The sequence below is a fragment of the Halocatena halophila genome, assembly GCA_027563145.1.
GTDB lineage: Archaea > Halobacteriota > Halobacteria > Halobacteriales > Haloarculaceae > Halocatena > Halocatena halophila.
On the sequence record CP071306.1, the window covers coordinates 1,853,154 to 1,869,576 of the forward strand.

The 16,423-nt window shown below is 59.8% G+C and carries 18 protein-coding genes; 12 read left to right on the forward strand and 6 right to left on the reverse strand.

The window, feature by feature from the left end:
* Positions 1-106 precede the first annotated feature (106 nt).
* From JXQ78_RS09825 to JXQ78_RS09835, 3 genes are read left to right on the forward strand one after another with little or no spacing between them, the layout of a single operon-like run.
* A complete protein-coding gene (locus JXQ78_RS09825; RefSeq protein WP_330630585.1) occupies positions 107-274 on the forward strand; it encodes a DUF6757 family protein in 168 nt (55 codons plus the stop codon).
* 42 nt (positions 275-316) lie between these two features.
* A complete protein-coding gene (locus JXQ78_RS09830) occupies positions 317-778 on the forward strand; it encodes a cupin domain-containing protein (RefSeq protein WP_330630586.1) in 462 nt (153 codons plus the stop codon).
* The gene (locus JXQ78_RS09835; protein ID WP_330630587.1) at positions 778-1,146 is read left to right on the forward strand and encodes a thiol-disulfide oxidoreductase DCC family protein; all 369 of its coding nucleotides are present in this window, start codon (positions 778-780) and stop codon (positions 1,144-1,146) included. The genes JXQ78_RS09830 and JXQ78_RS09835 overlap by 1 nt, the downstream gene beginning before the upstream one ends.
* Here JXQ78_RS09835 and JXQ78_RS09840 read toward each other — a convergent pair whose 3' ends face one another.
* The 4 genes from JXQ78_RS09840 to JXQ78_RS09855 all read right to left on the reverse strand — a co-directional run bounded on the left by JXQ78_RS09840 (position 1,147) and on the right by JXQ78_RS09855 (position 3,992).
* Entirely contained in the window at positions 1,147-2,304 is a 1,158-nt protein-coding gene (locus JXQ78_RS09840) for an acyl-CoA dehydrogenase family protein (RefSeq protein WP_330630588.1), read from the reverse strand.
* A 42-nt stretch (positions 2,305-2,346) separates the two neighbouring features.
* A complete protein-coding gene (locus JXQ78_RS09845) occupies positions 2,347-2,775 on the reverse strand; it encodes a hypothetical protein (RefSeq protein ID WP_330630589.1) in 429 nt (142 codons plus the stop codon).
* 30 nt (positions 2,776-2,805) lie between these two features.
* Entirely contained in the window at positions 2,806-3,507 is a 702-nt protein-coding gene (locus JXQ78_RS09850) for a type 1 glutamine amidotransferase (protein ID WP_330630590.1), read from the reverse strand.
* A gap of 68 nt (positions 3,508-3,575) precedes the next feature.
* On the reverse strand, positions 3,576-3,992 hold the full coding sequence (locus tag JXQ78_RS09855) for a DoxX family protein (protein WP_330630591.1): 417 nt from the start codon (positions 3,990-3,992) through the stop codon (positions 3,576-3,578).
* A 228-nt stretch (positions 3,993-4,220) separates the two neighbouring features.
* Here JXQ78_RS09855 and JXQ78_RS09860 point away from each other — a divergent pair, with 228 nt between their 5' ends.
* Entirely contained in the window at positions 4,221-4,586 is a 366-nt protein-coding gene (locus tag JXQ78_RS09860; protein ID WP_330630592.1) for a winged helix-turn-helix transcriptional regulator, read from the forward strand.
* 46 nt (positions 4,587-4,632) lie between these two features.
* The gene (locus tag JXQ78_RS09865) at positions 4,633-5,358 is read left to right on the forward strand and encodes a diphthine--ammonia ligase (RefSeq protein WP_330632820.1); all 726 of its coding nucleotides are present in this window, start codon (positions 4,633-4,635) and stop codon (positions 5,356-5,358) included.
* Between the two features lie 6 nt (positions 5,359-5,364).
* Here JXQ78_RS09865 and JXQ78_RS09870 read toward each other — a convergent pair whose 3' ends face one another.
* A complete protein-coding gene (locus JXQ78_RS09870; protein WP_330630593.1) occupies positions 5,365-6,321 on the reverse strand; it encodes an NDP-sugar synthase in 957 nt (318 codons plus the stop codon).
* Positions 6,322-6,407: 86 nt separating this feature from the next.
* On the opposite strand from JXQ78_RS09870, the gene JXQ78_RS09875 reads away from it, so the two are divergent.
* The 7 genes from JXQ78_RS09875 to JXQ78_RS09905 all read left to right on the forward strand — a co-directional run bounded on the left by JXQ78_RS09875 (position 6,408) and on the right by JXQ78_RS09905 (position 15,262).
* The gene (locus JXQ78_RS09875; protein WP_330630594.1) at positions 6,408-6,698 is read left to right on the forward strand and encodes a transcriptional regulator; all 291 of its coding nucleotides are present in this window, start codon (positions 6,408-6,410) and stop codon (positions 6,696-6,698) included.
* Between the two features lie 212 nt (positions 6,699-6,910).
* A complete protein-coding gene (locus JXQ78_RS09880; RefSeq protein WP_330630595.1) occupies positions 6,911-8,245 on the forward strand; it encodes a diaminobutyrate--2-oxoglutarate transaminase in 1,335 nt (444 codons plus the stop codon).
* The gene (locus JXQ78_RS09885) at positions 8,242-9,741 is read left to right on the forward strand and encodes a pyridoxal phosphate-dependent decarboxylase family protein (RefSeq protein WP_330630596.1); all 1,500 of its coding nucleotides are present in this window, start codon (positions 8,242-8,244) and stop codon (positions 9,739-9,741) included. Before JXQ78_RS09880 ends, JXQ78_RS09885 begins: the two co-directional genes overlap by 4 nt.
* Positions 9,738-11,519: an IucA/IucC family protein gene (locus JXQ78_RS09890; RefSeq protein ID WP_330630597.1), complete on the forward strand. Its 1,782-nt coding sequence runs from the start codon at positions 9,738-9,740 to the stop codon at positions 11,517-11,519. The genes JXQ78_RS09885 and JXQ78_RS09890 overlap by 4 nt, the downstream gene beginning before the upstream one ends.
* Positions 11,516-12,115: a GNAT family N-acetyltransferase gene (locus tag JXQ78_RS09895; RefSeq protein WP_330630598.1), complete on the forward strand. Its 600-nt coding sequence runs from the start codon at positions 11,516-11,518 to the stop codon at positions 12,113-12,115. The genes JXQ78_RS09890 and JXQ78_RS09895 overlap by 4 nt, the downstream gene beginning before the upstream one ends.
* Positions 12,108-13,463, forward strand: coding sequence for a lysine N(6)-hydroxylase/L-ornithine N(5)-oxygenase family protein (locus JXQ78_RS09900; protein ID WP_330630599.1), 1,356 nt, complete (start codon positions 12,108-12,110; stop codon positions 13,461-13,463). The genes JXQ78_RS09895 and JXQ78_RS09900 overlap by 8 nt, the downstream gene beginning before the upstream one ends.
* Positions 13,460-15,262 (forward strand): IucA/IucC family protein, encoded by a 1,803-nt coding sequence (locus JXQ78_RS09905; RefSeq protein WP_330630600.1) that lies wholly within the window; start codon positions 13,460-13,462, stop codon positions 15,260-15,262. The genes JXQ78_RS09900 and JXQ78_RS09905 overlap by 4 nt, the downstream gene beginning before the upstream one ends.
* A 12-nt stretch (positions 15,263-15,274) precedes the next feature.
* Here JXQ78_RS09905 and JXQ78_RS09910 read toward each other — a convergent pair whose 3' ends face one another.
* Complete coding sequence (locus JXQ78_RS09910) at positions 15,275-16,417, reverse strand: outer membrane protein assembly factor BamB family protein (RefSeq protein ID WP_330630601.1); 1,143 nt, start codon at positions 16,415-16,417, stop codon at positions 15,275-15,277.
* Positions 16,418-16,423 lie beyond the last annotated feature (6 nt).

The following is a 16,423-nucleotide window of genomic DNA, read 5'->3' on the forward strand; positions in this document are numbered from 1 at the left end:
CCCTATTCATCTTTCCTGTCGTCATCCGCATTAGGTGTGGCGCACTTTGACATATGTTACCGGGAAATTGTCGTACGAAGCGTTGAGTAGCCTCAAGCACGTATCCATGAGTGTGCACTGTCAGTACTGCGCTCGGACTGCAACACTCTCGGTCGAGAAGGATGGGATCGTGGTGTGGCTCTGTGAGCGACATTTCCGCGAGCGATTCGAGGCGCTCCAATCCTCGGGCTGGCTAGAGTCCCTCGCCGAACAACTCGATCTCGAGAATCACTAGCGCCCACCGAGGATTTACGAACAAGTCACTCGATTAGCATCCATGGAACACGTACACATCGAAGATGTGGACGAATGGATGGGCCCGGCTGCCCTAAAGCAACCACTCGGCCGTGCCCTGGGCGCAAGCGATGTCGCAATCAACTACTACGAGCTATTGCCTTCGGAAAGCTTCGCGTTTGGCTATCACCGACACAGCGACCAGGAGGAGATCTTCATCGTTCTCTCGGGGACGGTGACCTTCGAGACGGATGACGGCGAGCGGGTGGTTGAGGAAGGTTCGGCAATCCGGTTCGAACCGGGAGTCTTCCAGCAAGGGGTCAACGAGGGAACTGAGCGCGTTCGCGCGCTCGCAATCGGTGCGCCCCAGGAGTCGGGCGAAACCGAGATTCGTCGGGACTGTCCGTCGTGTGCCGATCGCACGCCACAGTCGATCGAACCGGGCGATGACTGCCTTCACACCGTCTGTAATGTGTGTGAAACAAAAACGGGTAACTTCACCTGATGGCGACCGACCACTCAGTTCTCGTGTACGACGACGACTGTGGCTTTTGCACCTGGTGTGCCCAGTGGGCGGTACGCCGCGGTGGCTTCGAACCGGTTGGATTCTCTGCGCTAGAGCCAGCCCAGCGCGATCGTCTGCCTGACGACTATGAACGCTGTGCACATCTACTCACGTCGTCCTCCGTCTACTCCTGCGGAGAGGCAATGGAACAGGCGTTCGTCGCCTGCTATCCCACGCTGTCGATCCTGGTCTGGCTGTGCAATCTATTGCCCGGTTGGGATCGGTTGCGTGAGTGGGCGTACCGTCGGGTGGCGAACAATCGGAGTCTCTTCGGCCGACTGGTGCGCAAAGAGCCCCCGATCGAGTAGCTATTCAAACGCGGCGATGCCGGTGAGATCCTGCCCGAGAATCAACGAGTGGATGTCGTGGGTTCCCTCGTAGGTGTAGACGGTCTCCATGTTGGTCAGATGGCGCATCGGTGAGTAGTCGGCGGTGATGCCGTTGCCACCCAGCATTTCGCGTGCAACTCGTGATTGTTCGCGCGCCATCGCGACGTTGTTTCGTTTTGCCATCGAGACGTGCTGGGATCTGAGCGCGTCGCGTTCTTTGAGCTCGGCGAGTCTGTGAGCAAGCAACTGCGCAAGCGAGATCTGGGTGGCCATCTCCGCGAGCTTCTCTTGTTGGAGCTGAAATCGTGCGATCGGGCCACCGAACTGCTCACGATCGAGTGCGTATTGACGAGCCGTTTCGAAGCAATCTCTGGCCGCCCCAACCGCTCCCCAGGCGATGCCGTATCGCGCCTGGGTGAGACAGGAGAGCGGTCCCTTCATTCCCTCGACGTTCGGTAACACGTTCTCCTCGGGGACGAACACGTCGCGCAATCCGATCTCGCCGGTGATTGAGGCGCGCAGCGAGAGTTTTTCGGTGAGCTTGGGGGTACTCACTCCATCACGGTCCGTTTCGACGAGAAAGCCGCGTACCGGCCCATCGTCACCCACCCGTGCCCAGACGATAGCCATGTCGGCGATGGGTGCGTTGGTGATCCAGGTTTTCGTCCCGGAGAGCACGTAGCCGTCGCCGTCCGGGCGCGCGCGGGTGGCCATCCCCGACGGATTCGAGCCGTGTTCTGGTTCGGTCAGCCCGAAACAGCCAACCGCCTCCCCGGTTCCCAGTCGTTCTAGCCACTCGTCTTTCTGTGCTGCAGAGCCAAACGCGTGGATGGGATACATCACGAGCGCGCCCTGAACGCTCGCCATCGAGCGCAGCCCCGAATCACACGCTTCTAGCTCTGCCATCAACAGCCCGTACGCCGTCTCGCTCACTCCCGGCAACCCATAGCCCGACAGATTCGGCGCATAAAAGCCCAGCTCACCCATCTCTGGGATGAGTTCGGTGGGAAACGTGCCGTCGATCCAGTGGGTGCCGATCGAATCTGCGAGTTCGTTCTGGACGAATTCGCGGGCCGTATCGCGGACGAGTCGTTCTTCGTCCGTGAGTTCTGCGTCGAGATCCAGATAATCGAGCATGCCAGCACTCAGTTGTCCGTTGGCAAAAACGCTCGCCCACAGCTACGTCGGTGATGTGTCGATTCGGTTGGAGAGTGTCCAACTGCCGACCGCGGCTCCGTAGGCTCCGACAGTGAGTACGCCCACCAGCACGAGATTTGTCTCGACATCACCGCCGACGAGGCCAAACACGGCGAGAAGTTCCACAATCCACACGGAATACAACACCGATAACAGTATCGTGAGCGACTGAAACGACCACCGACGCGTCACGAACGGATAGCTAACGATGAGCGAACTCAAAAACCACAGTCCGTTCGCGCTGATTTCCAGAACGAATGGATCGATTATTCCCAGCGTGAGCGGAAACTCGGGTCCCCACTGCCCAACGAGCATTCCAAACGGGCCAACGAGAAGGCCAGCTCCACAGACCGCCATCAACAGATCGCCGATTGTACCGAGCGTTGAATCAACTGTCGCCGAACGTGTCACGGATAATAAGGTGTTCGCCCCGGTAAAAAATCACTGGGCCTGGGCCTGCTGTCGGTCGGCGACGAGCGTGGTGAACGTCTCGAACAGCTGTTTCGTCTCACAGGCACGGTCGTAGTTTTCTGGGGTGATATCATCGAGTACCGCCTGAATCGTTTCCTCGCCGAGAAACTCCTTGCGTTTCGTGACTGCGGTTGCGCTCTCGGTGTCGTATTCTGGATGGAACTGCACGCCAAACGCGTCGCCGAGCCGAAAGCCATGGACGCCGTACTCGTTTTCGGCGATGAGGGTGGCTCCAGGTGGGAGCTCACTTACACGATCGCCGTGCGTAACGAAGACGGTGAATCGTTCGTCTATTCCCTCAAACAGCTCGCTGTCAGTGTGTTTGACCTCGTGATAGCCGATTTCGAACTCGTCCATCGATTCGACGGTGCCACCGAGCGCGCTCGCCAGCAGCTGATGGCCGAAACAGACGCCGAGAATCGGAAGCCCCCGGTCGTGGGCGGTTTTGATCCACTCGCGGGTCTGTTCGATCCACGGCTCGTCCCAGTAGGCCGACGCCGCCGATCCAGAGATCACCACACCGTCAAAATCGAAGGTTTCCGGGAGCTGTCCGTCCGAGACGACGAATTCCGTGAGCGTCGCATCGAGTTCGCGCCGGAAGTTCCGAGCCGTAGATTCGATCGCGGCCGCCGTGATAGAGGCGTTCAACAGCGCCAGACGCAACTGAGCCATTACCCATACTACCAGCTCCTCAGGCTTTGGGATTTCGATGGTCGTATGATATCACACCTCAAGAAGGGCTAGAACTGAATGACAGCCGCGATGGGCTCCCAGACAGTCACTGACAGCACACCGAACGCGAGCGCGCCGCCAGCGAGTGCCACATTCTTCAAGAAGTGATTCATCTCATCGGCCTGCTCTTCGTCGGGGACGGCCCAGAAGTCGTGGAAGATGAGTGCCGAAACAAGCAAAAAGATCGCTACGGCGAACGATCCCACTGCGGGAAACACGCCAAGAACGATCGAAAGCCCGCCGAGTACCAACAGGACGCCCGAGCCAAGCACTCCGGCTTTCGGTGCCGGAAGGCCCTTGTACTGGGCGTACCCCACCATCTCTTCGGTTCCCTGGAAGTGATGGATCCCCGTAAACGCGATGACACCGCCAAAGAGCACGCGAGCCACCAGCAACACCGCCCACACGACGCCAGAAACCGCCATCAGTCGCGCACCTCCGTCGGTTCAACCGTCTCATCTGTTCGCATTGATTGGTCTCCGATGCATTGCCGTGCAATCGTATTGGAATGCATGAATGTGTCCAGAGGAAGTGGTTCTCACAGTTAAATGATCACGTTCGTTCCCTGGATGTAACTTCCACTGGTGGAAGTGACCCGCTAGATGATTGGCTCCGGGCGTAACATCCAACACTATCGAATCTGTAGTGCTTCTATGGCAAACACGACGATCGCCGATGGCACTGATCCAGGGGCGGTCAGCATTGAGGGTGAGCAGCTGTTCGAACTCCTCGGGCGCGCTCACACGATGGGAATTCTCAAACAGGTCGTGATCGACGAGCGGGAGGTGTTTCGATTCGGCGAACTCCAGGAGGCGCTCGATATTGCACCGAACACGCTTTCTCGCCGTCTCGAGGAGCTTGTCGAGCTCGGCCTGCTAGAGCGGACGCAGTACGATGAAATTCCACCGCGCGTGGAGTACGAACCGACGACGATGCTCGACGACCTCGAGCCCGCGTTCAGGGAGATCGACGCGTGGCTCGATGCGTACAGCTCACGGTCGCTCGACTGTCCGGAGTGAGTTCGTCGATCGCAGTCAGTTTATCCGTCCTCTCCTTACCGCGGATATGGATACTGCACCGTGGGTGAGCTTATTTTCCGGGGGCAAGGACTCGTCGTGGGCGCTTTATCAGGCGCTCGAAAACGAGTATCCCGTCGAGCGACTCGTCACCGTCCACCCGGACGGCGACTCCTACATGTATCACGTTCCCGCAACCGAGCTGGCACAACTGGCTGCCCGCAGCATTGACATTGAGCTGCTTGCGGTTCGTCCAGACTCCTTCGAGACGTCGTCCGTGAAGGACGTCTCCGAGCAGGGTGATGCGGAACTGATCCCGTTAGAACGCACACTCAAGGAACTCGCCGCCGACATCGGTCCTATTGGCGGCGTCACCGTCGGTGCAGTCGAGAGCGACTTCCAGAACGATCGCGTGCAGGCGATGTGCGAACGGCTTGGAGCAGACGTGTACGCACCGCTCTGGCACGAGCCGCCTCGCGAGCTGGCTACAGCGATGATCGATGCCGGCTTCGAGATCACGATCGTTCAGGTCGCAGCCTACGGACTCGATGAGTCCTGGCTCGGTCGAACGCTCGATCACGCGGCAATCGACGAACTGGTGGCGCTCAACGAGGAGTATGGCGTCCACGTGCTGGGCGAAGGCGGCGAGTACGAAACGCTCGTCACCGATGGTCCACACATGGATGTGCCGATCGAACTCGATTACGAAACCGAATTCGATCCGTCGGCAACTCGGGGCCGGCTCCAGATTACGGACGCCTGGCTGGTTGACTGATAGTCCTCAGGACAGGCGCGTGTACGGCCCGACGAGCGCGTTTTCGAGGACTGTATCCTCGATCGAGACGTGCTCGTCGACGACTGAATCGGAGAGCACAACGTGCTCTAAGCGTGCGTCGGGAAAGACGATGGCGTCCTCGATGGTAACGTCTGAAAGATCGGCGTTTGCCATCACGTGGACGTTCTCACCGATTTCACAGCCGTTTGTCGACGCGCTCGGGCTGACGATCGAATCACCATCAAGCGCCCACTGAACGGCCTCGAGGTAGCTTTCTGGCGTTCCAATGTCGAACCACGGCTCGTCGAACGAATACGCAAAGACGGATTCCTGTTCGATCAGCCACTCGATGAACCAGCCCGGCTCGTCGGGATTATTATCACCGGCCAGATACTCCGAAAACCGGATAGAGTCGGCGGGGAACGCATAACAGGCGATCGAAACGAGCGAGCTCTTCGGTTTGTCGGGCTTTTCCTGGAACTCGACGATCTCTTCGCCATCAAGCGCGAGCACGCCGTAGGACGTTGCCTTCTCTCGTGAACCAACGTCGTACGCCGCGAGCGTGGGCTGGGCTCTGTTCTCGAAATAATCGAGGAAATCCGACAACGCAAAGCCTATCAGATTGTCGCCGGCAACGACGAGCAGGTCATCGTCGACCCCCTCTCGATCGACGAGTTGGGCCATAGCGCCGATCACACCGAACTTTTCGCTCTCTTCGGTGGTGTCCTCGACCGAGAGAGACACCTTCTCGTAGCCTTCTGCTTCGATGTGCTTCTCGAACTCGTCTGCAAAATTCTCGTTCGTACTCAGATAGATCTGCTCGATCCGGTCGTCGGCTTCGAGCTCTGTGAGAATCTGATCGATAACGGTCGTCTCGCCAACCGGAAGAAGCATCTTTGGGCGGTGGCGGGTGATCGGCCACATCCGAGTCGCGTACCCACCAGCCAAGACGACTGCGTGCATACCGGTTGTCACTCAACGAGCGTGTATAGCAATTCCGACTTCGGCTCTCCCGATACTCGTTTGTCCGCTGAGCCACTACTACCCCTATGCACGGTGAGCGCGAAACGACGCGCCAGCAGATCGCAGCCCACCTTCGAACAACGCCCTCTCAGCCCGGGACCCTCGCGACGGAGTTCGACATTCGCTCAAGCGATGCGCTCAGCCATGTCGAACATCTTGCCCGCTCGCTTCGTCCCACCGACGAGCAACTGCTTGTCGCCCCACCCGAGTGTCAGGCGTGTGGTTTCGATCGCTTTGACGATCTCATCAACCTCCCCTCACGATGCCCCCAGTGCAAGAGCGAAAACGTCGATGAACCGGTTTTCACCATAGAATAAGGCCGCAGTCGGCCGTTCATCTTCCTCCGAGAGCGACGCCACTATCCGTTCGGTTGTGCGCTCAGCAACGAGTAGCGCCGTGTCTTTTCACCCTCTTATTTTTTCGGCCTGCCTAAAATTCGGAGCCTTTATGTGGTTTAGGTTTGCCTAAAGAAATGAATGCAAACCAATCTACCCATCACATCAGTTGATCGTCACACGGGTGATCGGGTGTGACGACGAACGGACAACTGCTGGCCCAGCAAGCCAACCGGGAATCGAACGCCAGAACGTATCCACGCCACCTTCCGATTGCGCTTGACTCGGCGTCGGGGATGATCGTGACTGACGTGTCGGGTGAGGAGTATCTCGACTGTTTGAGCGGTGCGGGCTCGATGGCGCTCGGACACAATCATCCGGTGGTGACCGAGGCGATAGAGCGGGCGCTCGGGAACGATCGGCCGTTGCACACGCTCGATCTGACGACACCGATCAAAGAGCGGTTCGTCGACACGCTGTTCGAGAGTCTTCCGACGGCGTTCGCTCGCCACGCAAAGATTCAGTTTTGCAGTCCCGCGGGAACGGACGCGATTGAGGCAGCGCTGAAGCTGGTGAAGGCCGCCACGGGCAACGAGGTCGTATACGGGTTCCAGGGTGGCTATCACGGGATGACGGCGGGGGCACTTGGGTTAATGGGCGATGAATCAGTTCGGGCGGGAATACCAGGTCTCCGATCGAATGGACAGCAGCTTCCGTTTCCCTACAGCTACCGGAGCCCGTTCGGCGATGACGGCGACCACACGACGGCGAGCGGCTACGTTGAGCGATTGCTTGACGACCCGAACGCGGGGCTCGACGCGCCAGCAGGATTGCTCACGGAGATCGTCCAGGGCGAGGGTGGGGTGATTCCGGCTCCCGACCAGTGGGTTCGTGAGATCCGCCGTATCACCCGCGAGCGAGAGATTCCGTTGATCGTCGATGAAGTCCAGACCGGTCTTGGCAGAACGGGAGCGCTCTATGCGTTCGAACACGCCGGGATCACGCCCGACGTGGTTGTGCTCTCGAAAGCGATTGGTGGCGGGTTGCCCCTGTCGGCGGTTGTCTACCACGAGCGGCTCGACAGCTGGGCCCCCGGCGCGCACGCAGGAACGTTCCGTGGCGGACAGCTCGCGATGGCAGCCGGCCAGGCCACGATCGATTACGTGATGGAAAACGACCTCGCTAGCCACGCCGATCGGATGGGTGCCAGGCTGCTGGACCATCTCGCACGAATTTCTACCGCCTACCCGACGATCGGGGACTGCCGTGGTCGGGGACTCATGCTCGGCGTGGAAATCGTCGATCCCGACGTAGAGACGGATGGGCCACGACCAGCAGCTCCCGAACTCGCAGCGTCGATCCAGCAGGGCTGTCTCGAACGCGGTCTGATCGTCGAACGCGGCGGTCGCCACTCGGCGACGGTTCGATTTCTCCCGCCCCTCATTGTGACGGCCGACCAGATCGACGAGGTGGCCGAGATATTCGAATCGGCCGTGGAAGCGGCCGCGTTTGGGGGTGCGTCGCCGTGAGCGGATCGTCGTTTGAGGACGCCGGCACGGCCGTCTTTGGGCCTGATACGCTAGAATCCTATCGCAACGCAACGTCGCTGGCGATCGCGGCGTTACAGTCTGGCTATTTCGGGAGCAATACACCGTTTTCGGGGCGTACCCCGGACGAAATCCACGAGGACGTTGCCGAGACCGAGCCATTCCCATCGGCTGGGCAATCGCTCGAGGCCGTTCTCGAACGGGTTAGTTCGCTTGTCTGTGCCGATTCGGTGGGTGTCTATCATCCCCAATCGATGGCCCATCTCCACTGCCCACCGACAGTTCCAGCGCTCGCAGCAGAGCTGATCGTTTCGGCCATGAACCAGTCGATGGATTCCTGGGATCAGAGTCCCGCGGCCACAGCTGTCGAATCGACGCTCATCGAGGGATTGACATCGGTCTGTGGGCTGGGAGCTGGTGCGGATGGGGTGTTCACCAGCGGCTCAACCGAGGCGAACGTACTCGGGCTGTTGCTCGCGCGCAACTGGGCCGTCGCCGACCGGTTCGACCACGACGCCCAACGGTCGGGACTCCCGACGGCTGCCCAGTCGCTGCGGATTCTCTGTTCTGCAGAGGCACATTTCACCGCTCGACAGGCCGCAGGCCAGCTCGGGCTTGGTGATGATGCCGTCGTTGGAATTCCAACAGACGACGACCACCAGCTCTCGATCGAGGCGCTCGAATCAACGATCGACCGGCTCATCGACGACTCGCTCGAACCGTTTGCTCTGATCGGCACCGCCGGCACGACAGATTTCGGGCGGATCGATCCACTGGATCGGCTGGGTGCTGTCGCCGCCGAGCACGACCTCTGGTTCCACGTCGATGGTGCCTACGGCGGACCGCTCGTGTTCAGCGATCGGCACCGCGATCGACTGTCCGGGATCGAGCGCGCCGATTCGATCGCCATGGACTTTCATAAGCTCTGTCAACAGCCGCTGTCGTGTGGGGTGTTTCTTCTCGCCGACGGCGAGCAGTATGATTCGATCGATCGATCGGCGGCGTATCTCAATCCTGATGACACGGGTGCAGAATCGTCACACCACCTCGTCAGCAAGTCATTGCAAACCTCCCGACGGTTCGATGCGCTCAAACCGTACGTCACGTTCCAGACGCTCGGCACTGACACAATGGGAGCCGGCATCGATTCACTGCTGAAGCTCGCTACGGATACCGCCACACTGATCGAAGCGAACGATTCGCTAGAGCTTGCGGCCCGGCCATCGCTCAGTACGGTCGTGTTCCGCTACGATCCCCCATCGAATGACGACGCAACCGATACGACGACTGATCGCATCCGCGATCGACTGCGAGCCGACGGCACCGCGATGCTCGCCAGAACCGCCGTCGATGGCAGTCCTCATCTGAAGTTCACGTTCGTCAATCCGCGAACGTCACTCGACGACGTGATCGAGGTGCTGGATGCGGTCGTCGCTGCGGGTCGTGCGATCACTGAATCCACTCAATCAACATCATGAGTACCAACCACGCTTCAACGACCAGGTCAAACTCCTCGATCGCCGAGGCGGCCACCGTTCACGCGCTGTTGAACTGCTATGACAGAGACACCGACGGCACCGAGCGCACGGTAGCGGACGCGGTTGGGCTCTCGGGAGAGTTTCCTGTTCTTCACTGTCCGCTGTCGGCACTGGGTGTCGAACTCGCCGTGGAGCTGCGCTATGACTCACCCACCGGCCGGCATCTGCTCGCGCTTCCGGTCTATCTCCGTGGCACTGACGACTGGACGCCGGTGTCGTACACGACGGTGGCGTCCTGTCTCTGTCAACAACTCGAGGCAGAGCGAGACGGGGTCAACCGGACGGACGACCTGCTCGGCCGGATCATCCAGAGCTGTCAGAACGTCGCTCGCTACGTTGGCGCCTCAGATTCTGCTCTCGGTCTCGAGCCATCGTTCAGGGCTGCAGAACAGTCGCTGACGTTCGGCCATCTGTTGCATCCGACGCCGAAAAGTCGGATCGGCATCACCCCCGACGAGGCCCCCACATTCGCACCAGAACTTGGAGGCTCGTTCCAGCTCACCTACGTCGCGGCCGATCCGTCGATCGTCGCACACGATAGTGCCCGAGAGACAACTGCACCAGCGTGGGTCCGCCAGCAGCTTGATCCGTCCATTCTCCCGGACGACGATTCGATCGTCATTCCGATGCATCCCTGGCAGGCCAGGCGATGTAGATCACAGCCAGCCGTCCAGACGGCGATCGAGGCGGGTGAACTCAGCTATCTCGGCCAGCACGGCCCGGATTTTTATCCAACGTCATCCGTCCGAACGCTCTACAGCCCCGACGCTCCGTTTATGGTGAAGGGGTCGCTCCACGTCGAGATCACGAACTCGCTGCGAACGAACAAACGCCCGGAGCTCGAACGCGGCGTGGCGATCGCAGAGTTGCTCCAGACCGAGTTCGGCGAGCAGCTCGAATCACAGTTTCCAGCCTTCGAGATCGTCCGTGATCCGGCGTATCTCACGCTCGATATCGGTTCAGGCCAAGAATCTGGCTTCGAGGTGGTGTTGCGAGACAACCCGTTCGACGAATCGACGACGGCAATGCCGGTCGTTGCGCTCTGTCAGGACCACCCAGACAGTGGTCACCTGGGTGGCCCAGACGAACGCGCGCGCTCGTTGCTTTCGGAGATTATCACCTCGATCGCCGACCGCGAAGACCGCTCTCGGGCGGCGGTCAGTCTCGACTGGTTCGACCAGTACTGCGACGTGCTAGTTCGACCCGTGGTGTGGTTACTGCTCGAACACGGACTCGGACTCGAAGCTCACCAGCAAAACAGCGTCCTGGAGCTCGAAGACGGCTATCCTGTCCGTGGCTACTATCGTGACAACCAGGGGTATTATTTCGCCGAATCCACCTACGAGGCGATCGATACCTATCTTCCGGGCGTTGGTGATCGCGCACAGACGATCTGTCGGGATGGTGTCGTGGACGAACGGATCCGGTACTATCTGTTTTGCAACAACGTTTTCGGCGTCATCAACGCGTTCGGAACTGCCGGGCTGATCGAGGAGCGTCGGTTACTCGAACGGCTCGCGGAGGTGCTCTCTGCGCTCACCGCGTTCGATCGAGAAACGTCCACCTTGCTCGATGAACTGCTGGAGCATCCAACGCTGCCGTGTAAGGCGAATCTTCTCACCCGCGTGCACGACATGGACGAACTGGAGGGATCGATCGATGCCCAATCAGTGTACACGCAGATCGACAACCCGCTCTGGGAGGTGGACAATCAATGAGCGGCCCCACCGACGCGATTGCCGAGGGAGATTATCAGGCCTACGACGAGACGATCGACCGAACGATCACGTTCCGTCCCGTCGAACTCGAGCGTGATCTCCTCCGCTTGCATGACTGGTTGACCAGCGAGCACGTTCGGCCCTACTGGCAGCTCCCGGACTCCCTGAGTGAGTTTCGGGCAAAAATGATAGAAAAGTGTAATGATTCACATTTGACGCCGTACATCGGCTCGCTGAATCACGTCCCGATGAGCTACTGGGAGTGTTACTGGGCCGAAAATGACGTGCTCGCAGAGTACTGTGAGACGAAGCCAGCAGATCAGGGGATTCACCTGCTGATCGGCCCACCAGAGTATCTGGGCGCAGGGTATGCGACCTCGCTCGTACGAGCAGTGCTCTCGATGCAGTTCACCCATCCGGCGACCGAACGGGTGTTGACCGAACCGGACGTTCGCAACGACCGGGTCATCCACGTGTTTGAGCGCTGTGGCTTCGAACCAGTTCGTGAGATCGAACTCCCGGAAAAAGACGCGCTGGTGATGGCGTGTTCTCGCAATCGATTTCAGTCCCTGCAGGGGGTGATGGACCGTGCGTGAGTCAGTCGATGTGATTGGGGTAGGTCTCGGGCCGTTCAATCTCGGGCTCGCGGCATTGCTCGAACCGACCGAGCTGGATGGGCTGTTTCTGGACGAATCCGACTCGTTCCACTGGCACGAGGGAATGCTCATTGAGGGGACGACGCTCGAAGTGCCGTATCTCGCCGATCTCGTCACGCTCGCCGATCCGACGAATCCGTACAGCTACTGCAACTATCTGCGCGAACACGATCGCATCTACGAGTTTTACTTCTACGAGACGTTTCAGATCCCGCGTCGGGAGTACGACGACTATCTCCGGTGGGCTGCGACAGAGCTCGAGAGCCCGCAGTTCGACCGGCGGGTGACGGCGATCGAGTTCGAGCCTGCTCACGAGCAGTTCGTTGTCACTGCCGTCTCGCCGAGCACCGGTGACCGGTATGAGTACGTTGCGGATGATGTGGTTGTTGGGGTGGGAACGACCCCACAGTTGCCGGATGGCTTCCGTGGTCATCCCGCCAGTGACGTGTTTCACACCGCCAGCTACCGGTCTCACATCGGTCGGTGTCTTGAGGCGGATTCGATCACTGTCGTTGGCTCGGGCCAGTCAGCAGCGGAGGTGTTCCTGGACCTGCTAGATCGCCAGCCTGCTGGTGCATACCGTCTCGATTGGCTGACCCGCTCGGCTGGTTTTTTCCCGATGGAGTATTCGAAGCTCGGCTTACAGCATTTCACCCCGGAGTACACGCAGTACGTCGCCTCACTCTCCCAGGAAACCCGGGATGAGCTCATCCCCGAGCAGGATCTGCTCTATAAAGGAATCGACGTGGAGACGAGCGCGGCGATCTACGAGTTGCTGTACGAGCGCTCGATCGGCGATCGCGATCCGGCGATCGGATTGCTCGCAGAAACCGCCGTTCAGTCGATCGACCGCGTGGACGATGGCTACCGGCTTTACTGTAATCGAACGCTGACCGACGAGTCGTTCGTCCACGAGAGCGACGTTGTCGTCTGTGGCACCGGCTACGAACGCGCTCGGCCGGCGTTTTACGACCCCCTGTCCGATCGGATCGCGACCGACGAACAGGGTCGGTTCGCAATCACGGCGGACTACCGGCTCCCGATAGATGACGTGTCGGGTCGGCTGTTCGTACAGAACGCCGAGCTACACACCCACGGCGTCGGTACGCCGGATCTCGGGCTGGGTTGTTATCGCAACAGCCGGATTGCAAACCAGCTGCTCGGTCGCACCGAATATCCAGAGGACACCGACACCGTCTTCCAGGATTTCTCGCTGGACGCGTTTCTCGAGGGGACGCCAGCGTCCACGCGACGAACTGACGACGATCGGCTACATCACCACCAATGACACACCAACACCAACAGCAGCAGATTGACAATGCATCGTTCGACGCCGCAGTCTTTGAGACCGTCAGTCGTCGACTTCTTGCAAAATGCATCGAGGAGTTCACCTACGAGGAGATCATCGATCCCGAACCCGTGGCCGACGGCGAATCAACGCGCTATGAACTGCCGATGGCGACGGGAGTGGCCTACCGATTCGACGCCACGGAGCAGTGGCTCGACAGCATCACCGTCGATCCGTCGTCCATCGAGCGCATCACCGACGGAACGAGCGCCCCGGCGACCGATCCGATCGGATTCGTCAGGGATCTCGGCGAAACGATCGAGATCGATTCGATCACGCTCGGCAACTTCGTTCGAGAGCTGAACAACACCCTGTTTGCCGATGCGGTCATCGAAGACCAGACCGATTCAACCGACGTGGCCACACTCGAATACGCCCAGCTCGAGGGCGCAATGACTGGCCATCCGTGGCTCGTCGTCAACAAGGGCCGGTTGGGTTTTGGAGCGAGCGATCACGCCCAATTTGCACCCGAACGCAGCGAACCCCAGCGCCTGCTCTGGGTGGGTGCTCATCGTGAGCTTGCGACGGCTACCACGACCGAGGCCGTCTCCTTCGAGTCGCTACTCCGCTCTGAGCTGGGTGAGACGCTCGATCAGTTCCGAGAGCAGCTCGCAACGAAGGGGCTCGATCCCGATGCGTATCAGTTGCTCCCCGTCCATCAGTGGCAATGGGACAACTACATCGCCCAGCAGTACGCCCGTGAGCTCGCGACCGACCAGCTCGTACTGCTCGGCCCAGGTCCGGATCGGTATCTGCCCCAGCAGTCGATCCGCACGTTCACGAACGTCGATTCACCCGAGCGCCACCACGTGAAAGTGCCGTTATCGATCCACAACACGCTGGTCTGGCGGGGACTTCCGGGCGAACGCACGCAGGTCGCACCGATTGTCACGGAGTTCGTTCACGAACTCGTCGAGAACGACTCGTATCTCAGCGAGGAGTGTGGGCTGGTCGTTCCCGGAGAGATCGCTGCAGTCGACGTTGGCCAGCCTGATTTCACCGCCATCGAGGACGGCCCGTATCAGTATCGCGAACTACTGGGCGCAATCTGGCGAGAATCGATCGATGAGTACTGTGCGGACGACGAGCGCGCGATGACGCTGGCTGCGCTCATCCACGTGCAGGACGGCCAGCCAGTGCTCTCTTCGCTGGTCGAGCGCTCGGAGCTCACCCTCGATGAGTGGATCGAATCGCTCTGTGAGACGGTCGTTCCGCCGCTCATCCACTGTCTCTATCGCTACGGGACCGTCTTTTCACCACACGGCCAGAACGCAATGTTGTTGCTCGAAGACGACGCGCCAAGCCGGCTTGCCGTGAAGGATCTTGTCGACGACGTGAACGTCAGCGATCAGCCCATCCCTGAGCTCGAGGAGCTTTCTCCGGAGCTCACGAGCGTGCTCCGCAGTGAACCACCGGAAGGGCTCTGTCAGTTCATTTTCGCCGGGCTATTTGTTGGGGTGTTTCGCTATCTCGTGAAGATTCTCGAAACCCACCACGACTACGAGGAACGGCGGTTCTGGGAGCACGTCGCAGGATCGATTCGGGCGTATCAACACCGATTCCCCGAGCTCGAAGAGCGGTTCGAGACGTTCGATCTCTTCCAGGATCGGTTCACGAAACTCTGTTTGAACCGCAATCGGCTGTTCAGAGAGGGATATGCGGATGCCTCCGGCCGGCCACACGCAGCCGAGCACGGAACGGTGAAAAATCCCTTGGCCAAACTCGACGATCGGTCCTGACCCACTCATCGGTCACCTCGATTCGATGACAACCAGAACGCTATCGAACCCACGCCGGTAGAGCAATCGACCGTCAACCGGGATGACCTGCGAGCCAACGCCAGTAACGGGCCAGTGGCGCAGTTGCTCGCCAGTGTGGAGATCCAGGAGGAAGATCCCGGTGTTTGCACCAGCACTGACCACCCGATCACCGACGATCACCGGCCCGCTCTGGCTCACACCCGTTCTGTGTGTCCACCGTTGCTTGCCGGTCGTGGCGTCAACTGCGATCGTTCGCTCGCCGTTGCCTGCAGCGACGATCACGGCGTTTGCACCAACTGCCGGCGATTCGTACACCCCTTGTTCGATTGGCTGTTCCCACTGTAGTGAGCCGTCGTCAGTGTCGAGTGCGTACAGCGTCCCCGTTTTCGAGGGAGCGAACAGCGTCCCATTGCCGAGTGCTGGTGTGGCATAGAGCGGTTCGAGTCCGTCGGTGTGCCAGAAGCGATCGCCGTGGTGGGTGATCGCCGTGACTGCTCCCCGATCGTTGGCACCCGCAACTGCATAGACGCGCTCACCGACCGCAATTCCGTTTGCGTCCGCCGATTGCTCCCATCGTTTTTTGCCCGTACCACCATCGATCGCAATCACGCGGCCAGTTTCGCCCACGAAAACGGTCCCATCGTGGGCCACCGGCGAACCATTGATCGAGCCACTGTCCGTCCGCCACAGCTCCCTGCCGTCCGCAAGCGAGTACGCAACCGTCTCGTTGTGTGTGGACACGACCAGAGAATCGCAGGTCACCACTGGACTGACCTCGGTCTCACCAGCCATCTCGACCTCCCAGTACTGCTGGCCGGTGTTCAACGAGCGTGTGTCCACGCGATTCGATCCCGCAGTGTACACGACGCCATCCGTGACCACTGGCGGTGCGTTCGTCACGAAATTGGCAGACTGTGGCACGAACGCCTGTGCTGGTAACGATGTGTCAGGAACGTCTTGAGCGGAAAGCACACTCGTTCGAGCAGCGTCGAACCCAGCCATCGGCCACGCACCACTTGTTGGCTCACACTTCGAACCCTCGCTTTTCAGCACCGAAAACGGCTGAGAACAGCCGCTGATCAAAACCGCCGATCCCATCGCCAGCATCGATCGCCGCGAGAACCGTCTACTCACACGGGA